Raw genomic sequence first — 17,405 nt, forward strand, 5'->3', positions numbered from 1 at the left:
ACGCAGACATGAAAAAGGCGGCTCCGAGGCCGCCTTTTTCAATTGGTTGGCTGGATATCAGCCGGCGTACGTGACCAGCAGGTCCTTGGCGTCGATCTGGTCGCCGGCCTTGACGAGAACTTCGGCGATCGTGCCGTCCTTCTCGGCGTGGATCGCCGTTTCCATCTTCATGGCTTCGATCGACACCAGCACGTCGCCGGCGCTGACCGTCTGACCGGCCGAGACGAAGGCGCGGGAGATGACGCCAGGCATCGGCGCGCCGACATGGGCGGCATTGCCAGGCTCCGCCTTGCGGCGGGCAGCAGCTCCGGTTGCGCCATGGGCACGATCCGGAACCTTGATGCGGCGCGGCTGGCCGTTGAGCTCGAAGAACACCGTGACCATGCCCTGGCTGTCGGTACCGCTCATCGCCTGGTTGACGATGACAAGCGTCTTGCCCTTCTCGATATCGGCAAACAGCTCCTCGCCGTCGCCAAGACCGTAGAAATAGGCAGGAGTCGGCAGGACGGAGACCGGGCCGTAGGTGTCGGATGCCAGCGCGAAGTCGGTGAAGACCTTCGGATACATCAGGTAGGAGGCGAACTCGAAGTCGTTGACCTCGCGCTCCAGCTTGGTCTCGATCGTCTTGCGCTCGGCATCGAGATCGGCGTCTTCGAGCAGCGAGCCGGGACGCACCGTATAGGGCGCGTCGCCCTTCAGCGCCTTCTTCTGCAGCGCTGCCGGCCAGCCAGACGGCGGCTGACCGAGATCGCCCTTCAGCATCGAGACGACGGATTCGGGGAAGGACACTTCCTTGTCGGCGCTGACGACGTCGGCGACGCTCAGATCCTGGGAGACCATCATCAGCGCCATGTCGCCAACCACCTTGGAGGACGGCGTCACCTTGACGATATCGCCGAACATCTGGTTGGCATCGGCATAGGCCTGCGCCACCTGATGCCAGCGGGTCTCGAGACCGAGCGAGCGGGCCTGTTCCTTGAGATTGGTGAACTGGCCGCCCGGCATTTCGTGCAGATAGACTTCCGAGGCCGGTCCCTTGAGATCGCTTTCGAAGGCCGCGTACTGGTGGCGCACCGCTTCCCAGTAGAAGGAGATGCGGCGGATCCATTCCGGATCGAGACCAGGATCGCGCTCGGAACCGCGCAGCGCTTCGACGATCGAGCCCAAGCACGGCTGCGAGGTGTTGCCCGACAGCGCGTCCATGGCCGCGTCGACGGCATCGACACCGGCGTCGACCGCCGCCAGAACGGTCGCGGCCGCAATGCCCGAGGTGTCGTGCGTGTGGAAGTGGATCGGCAGGCTTGTCGCCTCGCGCAGCGCCTTGAACAGCACCTTGGCGGCGGCCGGCTTCAACAGGCCCGCCATGTCCTTCAGCGCGATGATATGCGCGCCGGCCTTTTCGAGCTGGACGGCGAGATCGGTGTAGTACTTCAGATCGTACTTCGGGCGCGCCGAGTTCAGGATGTCGCCGGTATAGCAGATCGCCGCTTCGCAGAGCTTGTTCTCTTCGGCGACCGCATCCATCGACACGCGCATGTTCTCGACCCAATTCAGGCAGTCGAAGACGCGGAAGAGATCGATGCCGCCGGCAGCGGCCTGACGGACGAAGTATTTGACGACGTTGTCGGGGTAGTTCTTGTAGCCGACGCCGTTGGCACCGCGCAGCAGCATCTGCAGCAGGAGGTTCGGCGCCGCCTCACGCACCTGAGACAGGCGCTCCCACGGATCTTCCGTCAGGAAGCGCATGGAGACGTCGAAGGTGGCGCCGCCCCAGCATTCCAGCGAGAGCAGGTTCGGCAGCGCATGCGCATAGGTGCCGGCGATGCGGGCGATGTCGTAGGTGCGCATGCGGGTCGCGAGCAGCGACTGATGGCCGTCGCGCATCGTCGTGTCGGTCATCAACACGCGCTTTTCGTTGCGCATCCATTCGCCGAACTTCTTCGGACCCAGCGTGTCGAGCAGCTGCTTGGTGCCGTCCTTGATCGTCGTGCCGTTGGTGTAGGGCACGACGGGCTCGGCGGCATCCGCAGTCGGGCGCGGTCTGTCCTTGGCTTCCGGGTGACCGTTGACGGTGACGTCGGCGAGATAGGTGAGCAGCTTCGTCGCGCGGTCCTGGCGCTTGACCTGCTGGAACAGCTCCGGCGTCGTGTCGATGAAGCGGGTGGTGTAGCTGTTATCCTTGAACTTCGGATGCGTGATGATCGCTTCCAGGAAGGTCAGGTTGGTGGCGACGCCGCGGATACGGAATTCGCGCAGCGCGCGGTCCATGCGCGAGATCGCTTCCGACGGGCTCGGCGCCCAGGCCGTGACCTTGACCAGCAGCGGATCGTAATAGCGGGTGATGATTGCGCCCGAATAGGACGTGCCGCCATCGAGACGAATGCCGAAGCCGGATGCCGAACGGTAGGCGGTGATGCGGCCATAATCCGGGATGAAGTTGTGCTCCGGATCCTCGGTGGTGATGCGGCACTGCAGGGCATGGCCGTTGAGCTTGATATCGGCCTGTGCGGGAACGCCCGATTCCGGGGTGCCGATCGCGAAGCCGTCGAGAATGTGGATCTGCGCCTTGACGATATCGATGCCAGTAACGACTTCGGTGACCGTGTGCTCGACCTGGATGCGCGGATTGACTTCGATGAAGTAGAATTTGCCGGTATCGGCATCCATCAGATATTCGACCGTGCCGGCGCCGACATAGCCGGTGGCGCCCGCGATCTTCAGCGAATAGGCGGCCAGTTCCTGGCGCTGCGCTTCAGAGAGATAAGGGGCAGGCGCGCGCTCGACGACCTTCTGGTTACGGCGCTGGATCGAGCAGTCACGCTCGAAGAGATGCACGACATTGCCGTGCGTATCGCCCAGGATCTGGCTTTCGACGTGACGGGCGCGCTCGACGAGCTTTTCGAGATAGACCTCATCCTTGCCGAAGGCGGCCATCGCCTCGCGCTTGGCTTCGGTGACTTCGCGGGCAAGGTCCTTCGGATCGCGAATGGCGCGCATGCCGCGACCGCCACCGCCCCAGGAGGCCTTGAGCATGACGGGGTAGCCGATCTCGTCGGCCATCTTGGCGACGACGGCCATATCATCCGGCAGCGGATCGGTGGCCGGAACGACAGGAACGCCGACCGAGATCGCCAGATTGCGGGCCGCCACCTTGTTGCCGAGCTGGCGCATCGTATCGCCGGTCGGGCCGATGAAGATGATGCCGGCCTTGTTGCAGGCGTCGACGAATTCGGGGCTTTCCGACAACAGGCCGTAACCCGGATGGATGGCATCGGCGCCGGAGAGTTTTGCGACGCGGATGACTTCATCGATCGACAGGTAGCTCTCGATCGGGCCGAGGTCGCGCGCCAGATGCGGGCCGCGGCCGACCTGGTAGCTCTCGTCCGCCTTGAAGCGATGCAGCGCCAGTTTGTCTTCCTCAGCCCATATCGCGACCGTTTTTATCCCGAGCTCGTTGGCAGCGCGAAACACGCGGATGGCAATTTCGGAACGGTTGGCGACAAGGATCTTGGAAATGGGCAAATGCAGTCTCCTCACGGCATAAAAACGGGCAATGCTGCACCCGCGAAAGGAGTCTTAACCCGCTGTCACGGAAAGTTCAATTTCCCACGACGACACCAGATCGAATTTCTCTAAACTAGCTAGCTGATGAGCCCATGGCGGAACGCAACGGCAACGGCGTGCTGACGGTTCTTTGCCTTCAGCTTGTCCTGCAGACCGTTCATGTACCAGTCGACCGTATGGTTGGAGATCTGCAAGAGCTTGCCGATCTCGACCGACGTCAGGCCCTCCGCGAGATATTGCAGTATTTCCATTTCTCTGCGCGTGAGCCGGGTATCAGCGCCCGGCAGATCGTCCGACACGGAACCGTCTTCGCCGCGCAGTTCGAGCAGGCGCCAGAATGCCCGCTTGGCGATCGCATCGAAGAGGGTCATTTCGAGCGGAGACAGATCGACAGGCTTGCCGCCGACGCTCAGATAACCGAGCACGCCGCTTCTTCCATGCACTGGAAATGTGTAGCCATCCTTCAGGCCATAGCCCGAAGCGGCCGACATCATCTGCTCCATCCGCCGATAGTGCGGATCCTTGCGGAACGCCGCCAGGCCATCCTTCCAGCGGAACGGCTGTTGCGCGAAAGCCAGATAGCGGATCGTCGGATCGTTCAGCATGTATTTCTTGCCGACATAGACCTGCGGCCATCCCTCGGGCCATTCGCCGGCGAGCACCGCTCCGGTCATATCCTCGCTATGCTTCGGATACCGGAGCAGCCCATGAAACTCGAAGCCATAAGACAGGACGACGTGTCTCAGCTCCTCGACCACCGCCTCCGGCTTCCGGCACTCTTCAAGAACGACAAGTAATTGAATTAATGAATGAATATTCACTAAAATGCCCCCATCCCATCACAGGCTTTCAAGTGAAGCCGCTGCGACAGGACTTGCCCCGATAGCGAACGGTTATCGATGCAATTAAATTAGAGTTCAGAATATCGTTTATGGTTGTGCCAGTTTGACGCGACAACGCAAGGGTTAAATGTCGAGCCTTTTCATTTCACTAAGAAATTTTACCACATCTGGCACCCGCTCATGAAAACGAGCGTCGGCACGACGGCGAAACGCCAACAATGAATGCCTTGTTAATCGCCAGTTCAGATAGGTTTTTGTAGCATCGCAACATCCGCTATTTCGCAGATGCACAAAGAGGAATTCGCCGTGTCGCTTTTCAAGGTCTATGCAAGAGCTTTGCGCTATCTTGGCGCCTATAAGTTCCGCGTATCCCTGGTCGTTATCGCGAACATCGTGCTCGCAGCGATCACCATCGCCGAGCCGATCCTTTTCGGCCGCATTATAGATGCTATTTCCGGCAAAGGCGAGGTCAAGCCGATCTTGTTCATGTGGGCCGGTTTCGCCGTCTTCAACACGATCGCCTTCGTCCTAGTCGCCCGTGAGGCTGACCGGCTGGCCCATGGCCGTCGCGCGACGCTTCTGACGGAAGCGTTCGGCCGCATCATCTCCATGCCGCTCTCCTGGCATCATCAGCGTGGCACGTCCAATGCCCTGCATACGCTGCTTCGTGCCTGTGAGACGCTGTTCGGCCTCTGGCTCGAATTCATGCGCAATCACCTTGCGACCGTCGTTGCCATCGCCATCCTCATCCCGACGGCGATCTCGATGGACGTCCGTCTGTCCGGCGTGCTTGTTGTGCTTGGTATCGCCTACTGGCTGATCGGCCGTCTCGTCATGAGCCGCACGAAGGATGGCCAGGCTTCGGTCGAAAACCACTACCACACGGTTTTCTCGCATGTCAGCGACTCGATCAGCAACGTCTCGGTGCTGCACAGCTACAACCGCATCGAAGCGGAAACCAAGGCGCTGCGGTCCTTTACCGAACGCCTGCTGCAGGCCCAGTACCCGGTTCTCGACTGGTGGGCCCTGGCCGGCGCGATGAACCGCATGGCTTCGACCATCGCCATGATGATCATTCTCGTCATCGGCACCGTCATGGTCCAGGCCGGCGAGCTGCGCATCGGTGACGTTATCGCCTTCATCGGCTTTGCCAACCTCCTGATCTCGCGTCTCGACCAGATGCGCCAGTTCGCCTCGCAGATTTTCGAGGCCCGTTCCAAGCTTGAGGACTTCTATGCTCTCGAAGACTCGGTCCGTGATCGCGAAGAGCCTGCCGGCAACGCCGACATCACCGACGTGAAGGGCGAAGTCGAGTTCCGCAACGTGTCGTTCCGCTTCGGCAACACGGCTCAGGGCCTGCACAACGTGTCCTTCACCGCCAAGGCTGGCCAGACGGTTGCGATCGTCGGCCCGACCGGCTCGGGCAAGACCACGATGATCAACCTGCTGCAGCGCGTCTATGACCCCGACAGCGGCCAGATCCTCGTCGACGGCCACGATACGACGAAGGTCACCCGCAAGTCGCTGCGCCGCTATATCGCCACCGTGTTCCAGGACGCAGGTCTGCTCAACCGCTCGATCAGCGACAACATTCGCCTCGGCCGGGAGAACGCTTCGGATGAAGACATGCGCCGTGCGGCTGAAGCTGCCGCTGCAGCCGACTTCATCGAGACCCGCGAAGACCAGTACGACACCCATGTCGGCGAGCGCGGCAACAGGCTTTCGGGTGGCGAGCGCCAGCGTGTGGCCATCGCCCGCGCCATCCTCAAGGATGCGCCGATCCTGGTGCTGGACGAGGCGACGAGCGCGCTCGACGTCGAAACCGAGAACCGCGTGAAGGCTGCGATCGACAATCTTCGTCAGAACCGCACCACCTTCATCATCGCCCACCGTCTGTCGACGGTTCGCGAAGCCGACAAGGTTCTCTTCCTCGACAACGGCCGCGTCGTCGAAGAAGGCAGCTTCGACGAGCTCAGCCAGAGCAACGGCCGCTTCGCCGCACTGCTCCGCGCCAGCGGTATCCTGACGGACGAGGAAGTCCGCAAGGCACACACGACCGAAGCCGCCTAAGACAGGCACTTCACGAAAACGATCGAAGCCGGATGGTCCGCCATCCGGCTTTTTTCTTGCCTGACAGGCCCGCACGTTTAGATAATCCGGAACTTGAGCCGGGAGCCCCGTATGCAGGTCAAACGAATTGTCGCCAATATCGCGACCATCGATCAGAAGGCCGCCAGGTCTTTCTATCAGGACATCCTCGGCCTTGAGCTGCTGATGGATCACGGCTGGATAGCAACCTATGGCTCCGACCAGCAGATGGCGGTTCAGGTGAGCGTTGCCAGCGAAGGCGGCTCCGGAGCACCCGTGCCGGGCCTGTCGATCGAAGTCGATGACGTCGATGAGGCATTTTCAGCCATGAGCGCCGCCGGTTTCGAAATCACCTATGGGCCGGCCGATGAGCCCTGGGGTGTACGACGCTTCTATGTCCGGGATCCCTTTGGCACCCTCGTGAACATCGTCTCGCATACAGGCTGAACTAGAGGCCTGCGCAAGGGGCGTTAGACTAAAGTCATAATCCCAAAGCCGCTCTCCGTAAGCGTGGTGTTTTCTGGCACACTTTCCTCGGGCGAACCGCGACCAGGGGTATGCTTTGAGGAGAGTATGGTCGCGCGCCGCATTTCACATCATTCTGTGGAGGACAGAACATGGCAAATGTCGCAAGCGTCGGGGGCGCGAAAGCCGGACCGATGACATCGGAGGAGAAGAAGGTCATCTTCGCCTCCTCGCTCGGCACCGTTTTCGAGTGGTACGACTTCTATCTCTACGGTTCGCTTGCCACCTATATCGGCGCGACCTACTTCACCCAATATCCAGAAGCCACGCGCAACATCTTCACGCTGCTGGCCTTTGCCGCCGGCTTCCTGGTGCGCCCCTTCGGCGCGCTCGTCTTCGGCCGCCTCGGCGATCTCGTCGGGCGTAAATACACCTTCCTGGTGACGATCCTGATCATGGGTCTCTCGACCTTCCTGGTCGGTATCCTTCCCGGTGCCGCCACCATCGGTATTGCTGCTCCGATCATCCTGATCGCGCTTCGCCTGCTGCAGGGTCYGGCGCTCGGCGGTGAATATGGCGGCGCCGCCACCTATGTGGCCGAGCACGCGCCAAACGGCCGTCGCGGCTACTTCACCTCATGGATTCAAACCACGGCAACGCTCGGCCTCTTCCTGTCGCTGATCGTCATCGTCGGCGTCCAGTTCATCATGGGCAAGGAAGCCTTTGCCGCCTGGGGCTGGCGCATTCCGTTCCTGGTCTCGGTCGTCCTTCTCGGCGTCTCCGTCTGGATCCGCGTGCGGATGCACGAATCCCCCGCCTTCCAGAAAATGAAGGCGGAAGGCAAGGGCTCCAAGGCGCCGCTGACGGAAGCATTCGGTCAGTGGAAGAACGCCAAGATCGCCCTCATCGCTCTGCTCGGCGCCACCATGGGCCAGGCGGTCGTCTGGTACGGCGGACAGTTCTACTCGCTGTTCTTCCTCCAGAACGTTTTGAAGGTCGACCTGCAGGCAGCCAACATCATGGTCGCCGTCGCCCTCATCCTTGCCACGCCGTTCTTCGTCATCTTCGGCGGCCTGTCGGACAGGATCGGCCGCAAGCCGATCATCATGGCTGGCCTGTTGATTGCGGCAGTCACCTACAATCCGCTGTTCAAGGCCCTGACTTGGACCGCCAACCCGGCACTCGCCGAAGCGCAGGCCTCGGTCCGCGCGACGGTCACAGCCGATCCGACGGACTGCAAGTTCCAGTTCAACCCGACCGGCACATCGAAGTTCACCAGCTCCTGCGACGTGGCGACAGCCTTCCTGACCAAGAACTCGGTGCCTTATGATGTCGTCCCAGGTCCTGCAGGCCAGCCGGCGACTGTGAAGATCGGCGATGAAACCATCACCAGCTTCGACGCAGTTGCAGCCGGCGACAAGGCCAAGGGCCTGACGGCGGCCTTCGAGAAAAGCGTCAACATCGCGCTCCACGATGGTGGCTACCCGCTGAACCGCGGCGCCATCAAGGTTCCGGACGCGAAGCTCGATGCCTTCGTCGCCTCCAATCCCGAGCTCGCGCTGAACGCCGATGCGATCCGCGCCGGCGCCAAGGAGACGATCCCGGCCGACAAGCTGGTAGCGGCCAAGCTGCTGACGACGGATGAAGCCAACGGCGTCACCGACATGGCGGTCTACAATATCGCCGGCGGCGGCACATTCGCCATGGCGGCCGATCCTGCACGCGTCAACTGGATCGGCACGATTGCCATCCTGTTCGTGCTGGTTCTCTATGTGACGATGGTCTACGGCCCGATCGCCGCATTGCTGGTCGAACTCTTCCCGACCCGCATCCGCTACACCGGCATGTCGCTGCCCTATCACATCGGCAACGGCTGGTTCGGCGGCCTGCTGCCGGCAACGGCCTTCGCGATGAGTGCGGCCACCGGCGACATCTACTTCGGCCTCTGGTACCCGATCATCTTCGCCGCGATCACGCTTGTGATCGGCCTGATTTTCCTGCCGGAAACCAAGAACCGCGATATCCACGCAATGGATTGATCTTTCCCGAAAAGACAGACCACGCCCGGCGCTCCAAAGGCGCCGGGTTTTCTATTGCCGGAAACAGCCGCTTGGGCTGCGGCCAGCCGCCGACGCCTGGGCGAAACAGAAGATTGTGGCGCGCATAGACGATGGCAATCATCAGCGAAAACCACCCGCCAAGCGCCAGGCCGGCGATCACGTCGCTCGGATAATGTGCGCTCACCATGACCCGCGTCATGCCGAACCACAGCGCACAAGCCACGAAAGCAATGCGATAGCGCGGGAAGAGCAGCGCGAAGGCGGCGAAGAAGGCGCCGATCGTCGTTGCGTGGCCTGATGGGAAGCTTTCGAAAGAATGACCGGAGAAGGACGAAAACGAGAAAATGCCGTAGTCCTGGAAATGCTCCGGCCGGGCCCGCCCGATCAGGCGTTTCAAGAGATTGGCGACCAATCCCGACAGCGCGATCGAGGTCAGGAGATAACAGCCGATCCAGCTGACCCTGAGCGCCTGCAGGCGGTGACGTACGCTGGTGGCGGTGCGCGACGATGCCCAGCCCTGGAACAGAAGGAAGGCGGTGACGATGATGATCCAGTCGGACTTGCCGAAATCGGTCAACATCAGGCCGATCCTGCGAATGGTTGGCGGCACGTGATCGCCGCCGACAGGACCATCGAACAACAGGAGCGAGAGGATAACGGCGTTGACGGTGACGAATAGACAGGATTGCCAACGCAGATGCGGCATGCCGTGACGACAGCGAAGCCTGCGTTTCTCGAGCGAAGAGAGAAAGGATTTCATGTCTGTCGGCGGTCCTGGTCAGGGGTTGTCGATCAACGACCAAGACCTAGCAGAGGCAGACTACAGAATTTTTACGGAGGCGCTTACAACAAGCGGCTGAGCCGCGGTATCGGCCACCCGCCATCCCTCCCGATCGAGAACACCAGACCGAAGCGTGCAAACAGCACCGATGTGGCAAAAGCGATCCACGCGCCAAGCGCCAGCCCCGCTGTAACGTCGCTCGGATAGTGCACGCCGATGATGATGCGGGTTGCGCCGAGCCAGAGACCAATGGCGACGAAGCCGAGGCGAAAACGGGGAAAAAGCAACGCAAGCGCCATGAACAGCGCCCCGATATTGGCCGAGTGCCCGGAGGGAAAGCTCTGGTGCAGGAAATCCATGTTGAACGGCGCGAAACTGAAGATGCCTTCCTGATCATAAATCAGCGGCCGGGCGCGACCGATCGCGAACTTCAACGTGTTGGCGATAATGGCAGTGAACAGGACGGATAGCGCGACATAGGCAGTCATCTGCCCGAAATAGATCATCCGGAACCGCTCGCGCACTTTCCACAAGCGCCGTCGGACCAGATAAGCGGTCGCAACAACGGTTGTAAGCCCGGCGAGAATCCATGCAAGCCTGCCGATATCGGTGACATCACCGGCAAGCGTGACCAGTGGCTGCGCCAGTTCCTTGGCCGCAATACCGAGCGGGCGATCGAACACGAAAAAGGCGATGGCCACGGCGTTGATCGCGGAAAAGGCAAACCCCTTCCAGGGTACCCGGCGATGGATCGTGCGGCGCGCCTGGTAGCGCTTTTTCAGATAGCCCCAGAAACCCGGCCTTCGATCGACGCTCTCGCTCATTCCACTCCCGCTCTTTTATCAATAGAGGAGGGAGATAGGGGCTGCGGCGGTTGCCTTCAATGCAAAGGCCCTCCGCATCCTGAGATGCGAAGGGCCTGAAAGGTGTTTCACGTGAAAAATCAGGCTGAAAGCGCCTTGAACTCGGAGAGGATCGCCTCTCCCATCTCGACCGTACCGACCTTCTTGGCGCCGTCAGCCATGATATCGGCGGTGCGGATGCCCTTGTCGAGCACGTTGGCGATCGCCTTCTCGAGGTTGTCGGCTTCCTTGACCATGCCGAAGGAGTAGCGCAGGCACATGGCAAACGAGGCGATCATCGCGATCGGGTTGGCAATGCCCTTGCCGGCGATGTCAGGTGCCGAACCGTGTACCGGCTCGTAGAGCGCCTTGCGCTTGCCGGTCTTGCCGTCAGGCGCGCCGAGCGAAGCCGACGGCAGCATGCCGAGCGAACCCGTCAGCATGGCGGCAACGTCGGACAGCATATCGCCGAACAGGTTGTCCGTGACGATGACGTCGAACTGCTTCGGCGCGCGCACCAGCTGCATGCCGCCGGCATCCGCCAGCATGTGCTCAAGCTTGACGTCCGAATACTTGTCCTTGTGCGTCGCGGTCACGACTTGGTTCCACAAAACGCCCGACTTCATGACGTTGCGCTTTTCCATGGAGCAGACGCGGTTCTGGCGCGTGCGGGCCATTTCGAAGGCCACGGCCGAGATGCGCTCGATCTCGTAGGTGTCGTAGACCTGCGTGTCGATGGCGCGCTTCTGGCCATTGCCGAGATCGGTGATCGTCTTCGGCTCGCCGAAATAGACACCACCCGTCAGTTCGCGGATGATCAGGATATCGAGGCCTTCGACCAGCTCCGGCTTCAGCGAGGAAGCGGCAGCGAGCGCCGGGTAGCAGATGGCAGGACGCAGGTTGGCGAACAGCTCGAGATCCTTGCGCAGGCGCAGCAGGCCGGCTTCCGGGCGCACTTCATAGGGAACGTCATCCCACTTCGGGCCGCCGACGGCGCCGAAGAGAACCGCATCCGCCGCAAGCGCCTTCTGCATGTCGGCTTCAGAGATCGCCGCGCCATGCGCGTCGTAAGCGCTGCCACCGACCAGACCTTCGTCGGTGACGAAGCCTGCGGACATTTCCTCGTTCATGTAAGCGATGATCTTGCGGACCTCGCCCATGGCCTCGGGACCGATGCCGTCACCAGGCAGCAGGAAAAGATTGCGCGTCGTCATGAAACCCTCCGGGAAAACCAAGTTGCGGCTTATTATCCCTCGGCAGAGGGCATTTCAAGCGATGAAGAGGCCGTTTCGGTACGGTTGGCGCCAGAGTTGAAGATCGGTTGACCCCGCGATTTGGCTGAGCAACAAGAAGGGCATCGTGACCATGACCCGGAAAACGCCCATGCCCGCCGCACCGCTCCATCTCGACACCCCGCTCTTTCTGACATCCGCCGACTATAGCGCCGCAAACCGGCCGCTCTGGCTGAAGCTGGACGCGCTGCAGCCCGCGGGAAGCTTCAAGCTGCGCGGCGTCGGCCGGCTCTGCCAGCACGAAGTGGAAAACGGCGCGAAGGAAATCTTCTGCGCCTCCGGCGGCAACGCCGGGATCGCCGCTGCCTATGCCGGCCGTGCGCTCGGCGTGCCCGTCACCATCGTCGTGCCGGAAACCACCTCAGAGGAGGTTCGCCGCTCGATCGAAGCCACCGGCGCCGCCGTCCTCGTCCACGGCTCCGTCTTCGACAAGGCCAACGCCCATGCAGTCAATCTCGCCGCAGAGCGCAAGGCTGCCTATGTGCACCCCTTCGACCATCCGCTGCTCTGGGAAGGCCACGGCACGCTGATTGACGAAGTGGTGGCCAAGGGCGCCGAGTTCGATTGCGTGATTGCCAGCGTCGGCGGCGGCGGCCTGCTTGCCGGCATCGTCGCCGGCCTAAAACGCAACGGCCTCGATAATGTGCCCGTCATCGCCGTCGAAACCGAAGGTGCCGCATCCTTCAACGCCAGCCTGAAAGCCGGTGAACGCATCACCCTGCCCGCCATCACCTCGATCGCCACCTCGCTCGGCGCCCGCCAGGTCGCCCAGCATGTCTTCGACCTTCCCAAGCATCATCCGATCGAGAGCGTAACGGTGACCGACGCTGAAGCCGTCGCCGCCTGCCTGAAATTCGCCGACGCCTACCGTATCCTCGTCGAACCCGCCTGCGGCGCCGCCCTTGCCGTCGCCGACACCCACCCCGACCTCCTCGCCCGCTTCAAGAACCCGCTGATCGAGGTCTGCGGCGGCATCGGCGTGTCGCTGGAAAAGCTCAAGATGTGGAGAGAACGGCTGCTCTGAGGCCAAATAAAAAGCCGGCGGGCGGACCCACCGGCTTGATCATGCAATCCTGCCGAGGCGCTTAGGCGGCCCAGGGATGGGAAGCGGCGTTGGCCTTTTCGAACTGATCGATTTCCTTGCCCTTTTCCATCGTCAGGCCGATATCGTCGAGACCGTTCAGCATGCAGTGACGCTTGAAGGCATCGAGATCGAACTTGATGGAGCCGCCGTCGGGGCCGGTGATTTCCATGTTTTCCAGATCGACCGTCAGGATGGCGTTGGAGCCGCGCGAGGCGTCGTCCAGGAGCTTTTCCAGATTTTCCGGGCTGACCTTGATCGGCAGAATGCCGTTCTTGAAACAGTTGTTGTAGAAGATGTCGGCGAAGCTGGTGGAGATCACGCAGCGGATGCCGAAATCGAGCAGCGCCCACGGCGCGTGCTCGCGCGAGGAGCCGCAGCCGAAATTGTCGCCGGCGACGAGAATCTTGGCGTTCTGGTAGGCTGGCTTGTTGAGGACGAAATCCTCGTTCGGCGTGCCGTCTTCATTGTAACGGGCTTCCGCGAAGAGACCCTTGCCGAGGCCGGTGCGCTTGATCGTCTTCAGGTAATCCTTCGGGATGATCATGTCGGTGTCGATGTTGACAACCGGCAGAGGGGCGGCGACGCCCGTCAGCTTGGTGAATTTTTCCATGGCCTGGCCTCCAGTTCGGCAGAGATAGTGTGTTGATCAGCGTTTAGTCCAGTTTCCCGGCAAAATGAAGGGGAATCTGCAGCCCCGGCCAGCGCCCTGAAGAATCGTCCGGCCGGGCGCGGCTGATCTAGCCAGCCTTGGCGGGCTCGTTCATCGCCCAGGAGACGCCGAAGGGATCGCGCAGCTGACCATAGCGATCGCCCCAGAACATGCGCTCGACAGGCATGACCACCTCAACCCCGGCCTTCACCGCCCGCTCCCACCAGAGATCGATATCGTCGACGACAAGCTGCAACGAGAAGCCCTGGTGCGGCCGAAAGGGGTGGCCGTGTTCGGGATAGGCGTCGCTCAGCATCAGCGAGCTGCCGTTGATGTAGAGATGCACATGCATCGTGCGTCCATTCTCATCGGGCGGCACGACGAATGCCTGCTCGGCACCGAAAGCTTTTTCGTAGAATTCCGCAGCCTTCAGCGCGCCGTCGACAGTGATGTAGGGGAGCAGTCCGTTCTTGACCGGCGGCATGGCCATCTGGCCGGTTTGCGTTTCGCTTTCCATGCAGTCCTCCATTGATGCCTGGGCGTGATGCTTGTGCAGACACAAGCCCTGCCGCATCTAGGACGCGCGAGCAAAACGCCAGCCGACAGACTGAATGAAATAAATTCGGGACGCCAGAAGCGATCGGAGAGAGGCGATCAGAGATCGATGATCGTGCCGCGACCGTCGTTCCAGATGCGCATGGTTTGACCATCGCGCGTCTTGGACTTCGCCCTTGCGCAGACCGGAGCCGCCTTCATCTTCAACGAGAGAGCGCGGCCGACCATCAGCACCGTCAGAATGGCGCCGACGGCGAGCGTCACCGAAAAGGTGAGGAGCGCCAATGCTGCGAATGCGGTGATGCCTGCAAGCAAAAGGAAGACGGAACGAATATTCTGCATGGGTTTGAAACCTTTCTAGGAAAGGAATGTGGTCCTTCGTCTTGTCTTCTGCAAGATAAGCATGGCTTTTTGTTGTCTTGCCATCGGTCACAAAGCTTGACACACATTCGTGATGAGCCAGTCTCCCCTCACCCGTTCGATGAACCTGCGCCGCTCGGTGCTGAGCGTTCCCGCGATCAATCCTCGCGCGCTTGAAAAGACCCATCAGCTCGATTGCGATGCGGTGATCTTCGACCTCGAGGATTCCGTAGCGCCGGAGAAGAAGGACGAAGCGCGCGATAACCTGGCCGCTTTCTTTCAGGGCAAACCGCTCGAGGGCAAGGAACGCATCATCCGCATCAATGGCCTCGACACCAACTGGGGCCGCGCCGACATGGAACTCATAAGCGCGCTGGAGCCGGATGCCGTTCTGCTGCCGAAGGTCAACGAACCGCAGGACGTCATGTTAGTCAGCGATCTGCTCGCGGATGCCGATGCACCCGACGAACTGCGGATCTGGGCGATGATCGAGACCCCGCGCGGCATCCTCAATGCTGCGGCGATCGCCGAGGCCGGGCGAACGGCGGGCTCAAGGCTCGACTGCTTCGTCGTCGGCCTCAACGACCTCAGAAAGGAAACAGGCGTGCTGCCGCAACCCGGCCGGCAGTATCTCGTGCCCTGGCTGATGCAGGTGATCCTCGCCGTACGCGCTTACGGCCTCTGCGCCATCGACAGCGTCTTCAACGATTTCAAGGATATCGATGGTTTCGATACCGAATGCGCCGAGGCACGCGCCATGGGCTTCGATGGCAAGATGCTGATCCATCCCACGCAGATCGAACCCGCCAACCGGCATTTCGGGCCGGACACATCCGCCATCACCGAAGCTGAGGCGATCATGAAAGCCTTCGCCGACCCCGCCACGGATGGCCTCAACGTCATCAATGTCGACGGCCGCATGATCGAGCGGCTGCATCTTGTCCAGGCGGAAACTCTGGTTCATAAAGCCCGCCTGATTGCAGATCGCCAGAAGGCAAAAGGCCAGACGGCAAACTGAAAGACGATGTGATGAAGCTCTACCGCCTTCTGACCGGCCAGGACGACGCCGCCTTCTGCCACCGCGTAACCGACGCCCTCAACAAGGGCTGGTCGCTAAACGGCTCGCCGGCCATGACTTTCAACTCGCAGACCGGCCAGGTGATGTGCGCCCAGGCTATCGTCAAGCATGTCGAAGGCAAGGACTATCACCCCGACATGAAGCTTTCCGAGCAGTAAGAATTCCGGCCAAGACCTGCGTAAAGAGCCCAGCGCCTAGCGCTCGGCCGCCTCTTCGGCGCTCGCCTCGATCCGCTCCATGTCGTCGTCGCTGAGACCGAAATGGTGGCCGATCTCGTGGATCAGCACATGGGTGATGATATCGCCCAGCGTCTCGTCGTTCTCGGCCCAGTAATCGAGGATAGGCCGCCGGTAGAGGCGAATGCGGTTAGGCAGCTCGCCCGTTTCCAGGGTGAAGCGCTCGGAAATCCCGCGCCCTTCGAACAGGCCGAGCAGATCGAACGGCGTTTCCAGGGCCATGTCCTCGAACACATCGTCGTCGGGAAAATCTTCGATCTCGATCGTCAGATTGGTGGTCAACGCACGGAATTCTTCCGGCAGGTGGCTGTAAGCCTCCATCGCCAGGGACTCGAACGTGCTGATTGTCGGAGCGTGGCGATCCTGCCAATTGTCGCTCTGGTCTATGCGAGCCATAAAAGCTCCTTTCCTTTGCCGCCCATATAGAGCCTTTGCAGCTGATTTTCGAGAGCGGAATCAAAGGCAGGAATAAATTCACATCAAACGACTGTTGACTCTTCGGGCCAGCTCTGGAACCCATAAGAACATAATAGGAACATCCGATAGATGGAGTGACGTCGTGGCACAGTCGGCCGTGGGGCGCGAGCGGCTTTTTGCGCTCCGCGAAACCATTGCAAAGCTTGAAGGAAAACCGGTGCCCGCATTGGCGGCGGCGGAAAACCAGGCTTTGGCCGACACCGTTCTCGACAAGCCCGGGAGCGAAGACGCCCTGCGCCTGCAGCTCGGAATCCCCGCTCTGGATGAAGCGCTCGACGGCGGCCTTCCGCTTGACGGCATGACCGAAATCCGCACGACGTTGCTGCGCAATGCCGGCGCAAGCAGCGGCTTCGTTCTGGCGATCGCGGCCATGCTTCAGCGGCAAGAGGAGGGGGCGAACGCGCACCTGCCGATCCTCTGGATCGCAGACACAGTGGCGACGATGGAGGCGGGACGGCCCTATGCCGTTGGCCTCGGCGATTTCGGCCTGAAGCCACGGCTGTTCCTGCACGCCGCACCGAAAAAGCTGGAGGACGCGCTGTGGTTGGCGGAAACCGCCGTCGAAAGCGGCGTCTTTCCGGCCACCATTCTCGAAGTTCGCGGCAATCCCAGGCCCTTCGGCCTGACGGAGAGCCGCCGTCTCAACCTGCGGGCAAAGGCGTCGCGCCGCCCGCTTTTCCTGTTGCGGCAGGCAGCGGAGGAAGAAGCCAGCAGCGCCATCTTCCGCTTTCTTGCCGAACCCGCGCCATCTGCGGCGCGGCCCCTGCCTGATGGTTCGATGCTGGGCGGCAGCATCGGCAATCCGATCTTTCGCATCACCCTGGAGAAGAGCCGAAACCCGGCCCCCTTCTCCATTCTTCTGGAGTGGAACCCCCATGACCGCCGGTTTTTCCCTGTCCGCCCATCAGCCGACACTCGCTTTCCAGGCGAACGCTCAGCGCATTCTGGCGCTGCATTTTCCGCATCTGCCAACCGATCGCATATCCAGGAGGAAGTGGGGTCTCGCCTGGCGTTTGCGCAATCGTCCTGAGA

At 61.3% G+C, this 17,405-nt stretch carries 15 protein-coding genes and 1 pseudogene; 7 read left to right on the top strand and 9 right to left on the bottom strand.

Annotation, left to right across the window (positions count from 1 at the left end):
- Positions 1-57: 57 nt before the first annotated feature.
- Complete coding sequence (gene pyc / locus AC1DOG_RS12445) at positions 58-3,522, bottom strand: pyruvate carboxylase (RefSeq protein ID WP_018901033.1); 3,465 nt, start codon at positions 3,520-3,522, stop codon at positions 58-60.
- Between the two features lie 119 nt (positions 3,523-3,641).
- Positions 3,642-4,385: a helix-turn-helix transcriptional regulator gene (locus AC1DOG_RS12450; protein ID WP_477928356.1), complete on the bottom strand. Its 744-nt coding sequence runs from the start codon at positions 4,383-4,385 to the stop codon at positions 3,642-3,644.
- 327 nt (positions 4,386-4,712) lie between these two features.
- Between AC1DOG_RS12450 and AC1DOG_RS12455 the strand changes: the two genes are divergently transcribed.
- From AC1DOG_RS12455 to AC1DOG_RS12465, 3 genes are all read left to right on the top strand, one after another.
- On the top strand, positions 4,713-6,476 hold the full coding sequence (locus AC1DOG_RS12455) for a glucan ABC transporter ATP-binding protein/ permease (RefSeq protein WP_477928358.1): 1,764 nt from the start codon (positions 4,713-4,715) through the stop codon (positions 6,474-6,476).
- Positions 6,477-6,587: 111 nt separating this feature from the next.
- Positions 6,588-6,941, top strand: a complete 354-nt coding sequence (locus AC1DOG_RS12460) for a VOC family protein (protein ID WP_477928360.1) — start codon at positions 6,588-6,590, stop codon at positions 6,939-6,941.
- A 170-nt stretch (positions 6,942-7,111) separates the two neighbouring features.
- On the top strand, positions 7,112-8,998 hold the full coding sequence (locus tag AC1DOG_RS12465) for an MFS transporter (RefSeq protein ID WP_477928362.1): 1,887 nt from the start codon (positions 7,112-7,114) through the stop codon (positions 8,996-8,998).
- 52 nt (positions 8,999-9,050) lie between these two features.
- Here AC1DOG_RS12465 and AC1DOG_RS12470 read toward each other — a convergent pair.
- From AC1DOG_RS12470 to leuB, 3 genes and pseudogenes are all read right to left on the bottom strand, one after another.
- Positions 9,051-9,779 (bottom strand): annotated as a pseudogene (locus AC1DOG_RS12470) (phosphatase PAP2 family protein); the annotation flags it as partial.
- Positions 9,780-9,862: 83 nt separating this feature from the next.
- Positions 9,863-10,624: a phosphatase PAP2 family protein gene (locus AC1DOG_RS12475; protein ID WP_477928364.1), complete on the bottom strand. Its 762-nt coding sequence runs from the start codon at positions 10,622-10,624 to the stop codon at positions 9,863-9,865.
- A gap of 119 nt (positions 10,625-10,743) precedes the next feature.
- Positions 10,744-11,856 carry a 3-isopropylmalate dehydrogenase gene (leuB, locus tag AC1DOG_RS12480; protein ID WP_477928366.1) on the bottom strand — a complete coding sequence of 371 codons (1,113 nt, stop codon included), beginning with the start codon at positions 11,854-11,856 and terminating at the stop codon, positions 10,744-10,746.
- 169 nt (positions 11,857-12,025) lie between these two features.
- Between leuB and AC1DOG_RS12485 the strand changes: the two genes are divergently transcribed.
- Positions 12,026-12,958 (top strand): pyridoxal-phosphate dependent enzyme, encoded by a 933-nt coding sequence (locus AC1DOG_RS12485; protein WP_477928368.1) that lies wholly within the window; start codon positions 12,026-12,028, stop codon positions 12,956-12,958.
- Positions 12,959-13,019: 61 nt separating this feature from the next.
- Here AC1DOG_RS12485 and leuD read toward each other — a convergent pair whose 3' ends face one another.
- From leuD to AC1DOG_RS12500, 3 genes are all read right to left on the bottom strand, one after another.
- Positions 13,020-13,628, bottom strand: a complete 609-nt coding sequence (leuD, locus tag AC1DOG_RS12490; protein WP_018901042.1) for a 3-isopropylmalate dehydratase small subunit — start codon at positions 13,626-13,628, stop codon at positions 13,020-13,022.
- Between the two features lie 127 nt (positions 13,629-13,755).
- Positions 13,756-14,184: a VOC family protein gene (locus tag AC1DOG_RS12495; RefSeq protein WP_477928370.1), complete on the bottom strand. Its 429-nt coding sequence runs from the start codon at positions 14,182-14,184 to the stop codon at positions 13,756-13,758.
- A 137-nt stretch (positions 14,185-14,321) separates the two neighbouring features.
- Positions 14,322-14,564 carry a hypothetical protein gene (locus AC1DOG_RS12500; RefSeq protein ID WP_477928372.1) on the bottom strand — a complete coding sequence of 81 codons (243 nt, stop codon included), beginning with the start codon at positions 14,562-14,564 and terminating at the stop codon, positions 14,322-14,324.
- Between the two features lie 112 nt (positions 14,565-14,676).
- On the opposite strand from AC1DOG_RS12500, the gene AC1DOG_RS12505 reads away from it, so the two are divergent.
- On the top strand, positions 14,677-15,600 hold the full coding sequence (locus AC1DOG_RS12505) for an HpcH/HpaI aldolase/citrate lyase family protein (protein ID WP_477928374.1): 924 nt from the start codon (positions 14,677-14,679) through the stop codon (positions 15,598-15,600).
- 11 nt (positions 15,601-15,611) lie between these two features.
- Positions 15,612-15,818 (top strand): DUF1737 domain-containing protein, encoded by a 207-nt coding sequence (locus AC1DOG_RS12510; protein ID WP_018901046.1) that lies wholly within the window; start codon positions 15,612-15,614, stop codon positions 15,816-15,818.
- A 36-nt stretch (positions 15,819-15,854) separates the two neighbouring features.
- Here AC1DOG_RS12510 and AC1DOG_RS12515 read toward each other — a convergent pair whose 3' ends face one another.
- Positions 15,855-16,292 carry a metallopeptidase family protein gene (locus AC1DOG_RS12515; RefSeq protein WP_183899995.1) on the bottom strand — a complete coding sequence of 146 codons (438 nt, stop codon included), beginning with the start codon at positions 16,290-16,292 and terminating at the stop codon, positions 15,855-15,857.
- A 163-nt stretch (positions 16,293-16,455) separates the two neighbouring features.
- Between AC1DOG_RS12515 and AC1DOG_RS12520 the strand changes: the two genes are divergently transcribed.
- Complete coding sequence (locus AC1DOG_RS12520; RefSeq protein ID WP_477928377.1) at positions 16,456-17,403, top strand: ImuA family protein; 948 nt, start codon at positions 16,456-16,458, stop codon at positions 17,401-17,403.
- The last annotated feature ends 2 nt before the right edge of the window (positions 17,404-17,405 follow it).

Source organism: Rhizobium sp. 01N48, assembly GCF_056399145.1.

Coding starts and splice junctions, on each gene's coding strand:
- AC1DOG_RS12485 (WP_477928368.1), top strand. CDS start 12,026: ATGCCCGCCGCACCGCTCCATCTCGACACCCCGCTCTTTCTGACATCC.
- AC1DOG_RS12495 (WP_477928370.1), bottom strand. CDS start 14,184: ATGGAAAGCGAAACGCAAACCGGCCAGATGGCCATGCCGCCGGTCAAG.
- AC1DOG_RS12510 (WP_018901046.1), top strand. CDS start 15,612: ATGAAGCTCTACCGCCTTCTGACCGGCCAGGACGACGCCGCCTTCTGC.
- AC1DOG_RS12500 (WP_477928372.1), bottom strand. CDS start 14,564: ATGCAGAATATTCGTTCCGTCTTCCTTTTGCTTGCAGGCATCACCGCA.
- AC1DOG_RS12515 (WP_183899995.1), bottom strand. CDS start 16,292: ATGGCTCGCATAGACCAGAGCGACAATTGGCAGGATCGCCACGCTCCG.
- AC1DOG_RS12505 (WP_477928374.1), top strand. CDS start 14,677: ATGAGCCAGTCTCCCCTCACCCGTTCGATGAACCTGCGCCGCTCGGTG.
- AC1DOG_RS12475 (WP_477928364.1), bottom strand. CDS start 10,624: ATGAGCGAGAGCGTCGATCGAAGGCCGGGTTTCTGGGGCTATCTGAAA.
- leuD (WP_018901042.1), bottom strand. CDS start 13,628: ATGGAAAAATTCACCAAGCTGACGGGCGTCGCCGCCCCTCTGCCGGTT.
- AC1DOG_RS12460 (WP_477928360.1), top strand. CDS start 6,588: ATGCAGGTCAAACGAATTGTCGCCAATATCGCGACCATCGATCAGAAG.
- leuB (WP_477928366.1), bottom strand. CDS start 11,856: ATGACGACGCGCAATCTTTTCCTGCTGCCTGGTGACGGCATCGGTCCC.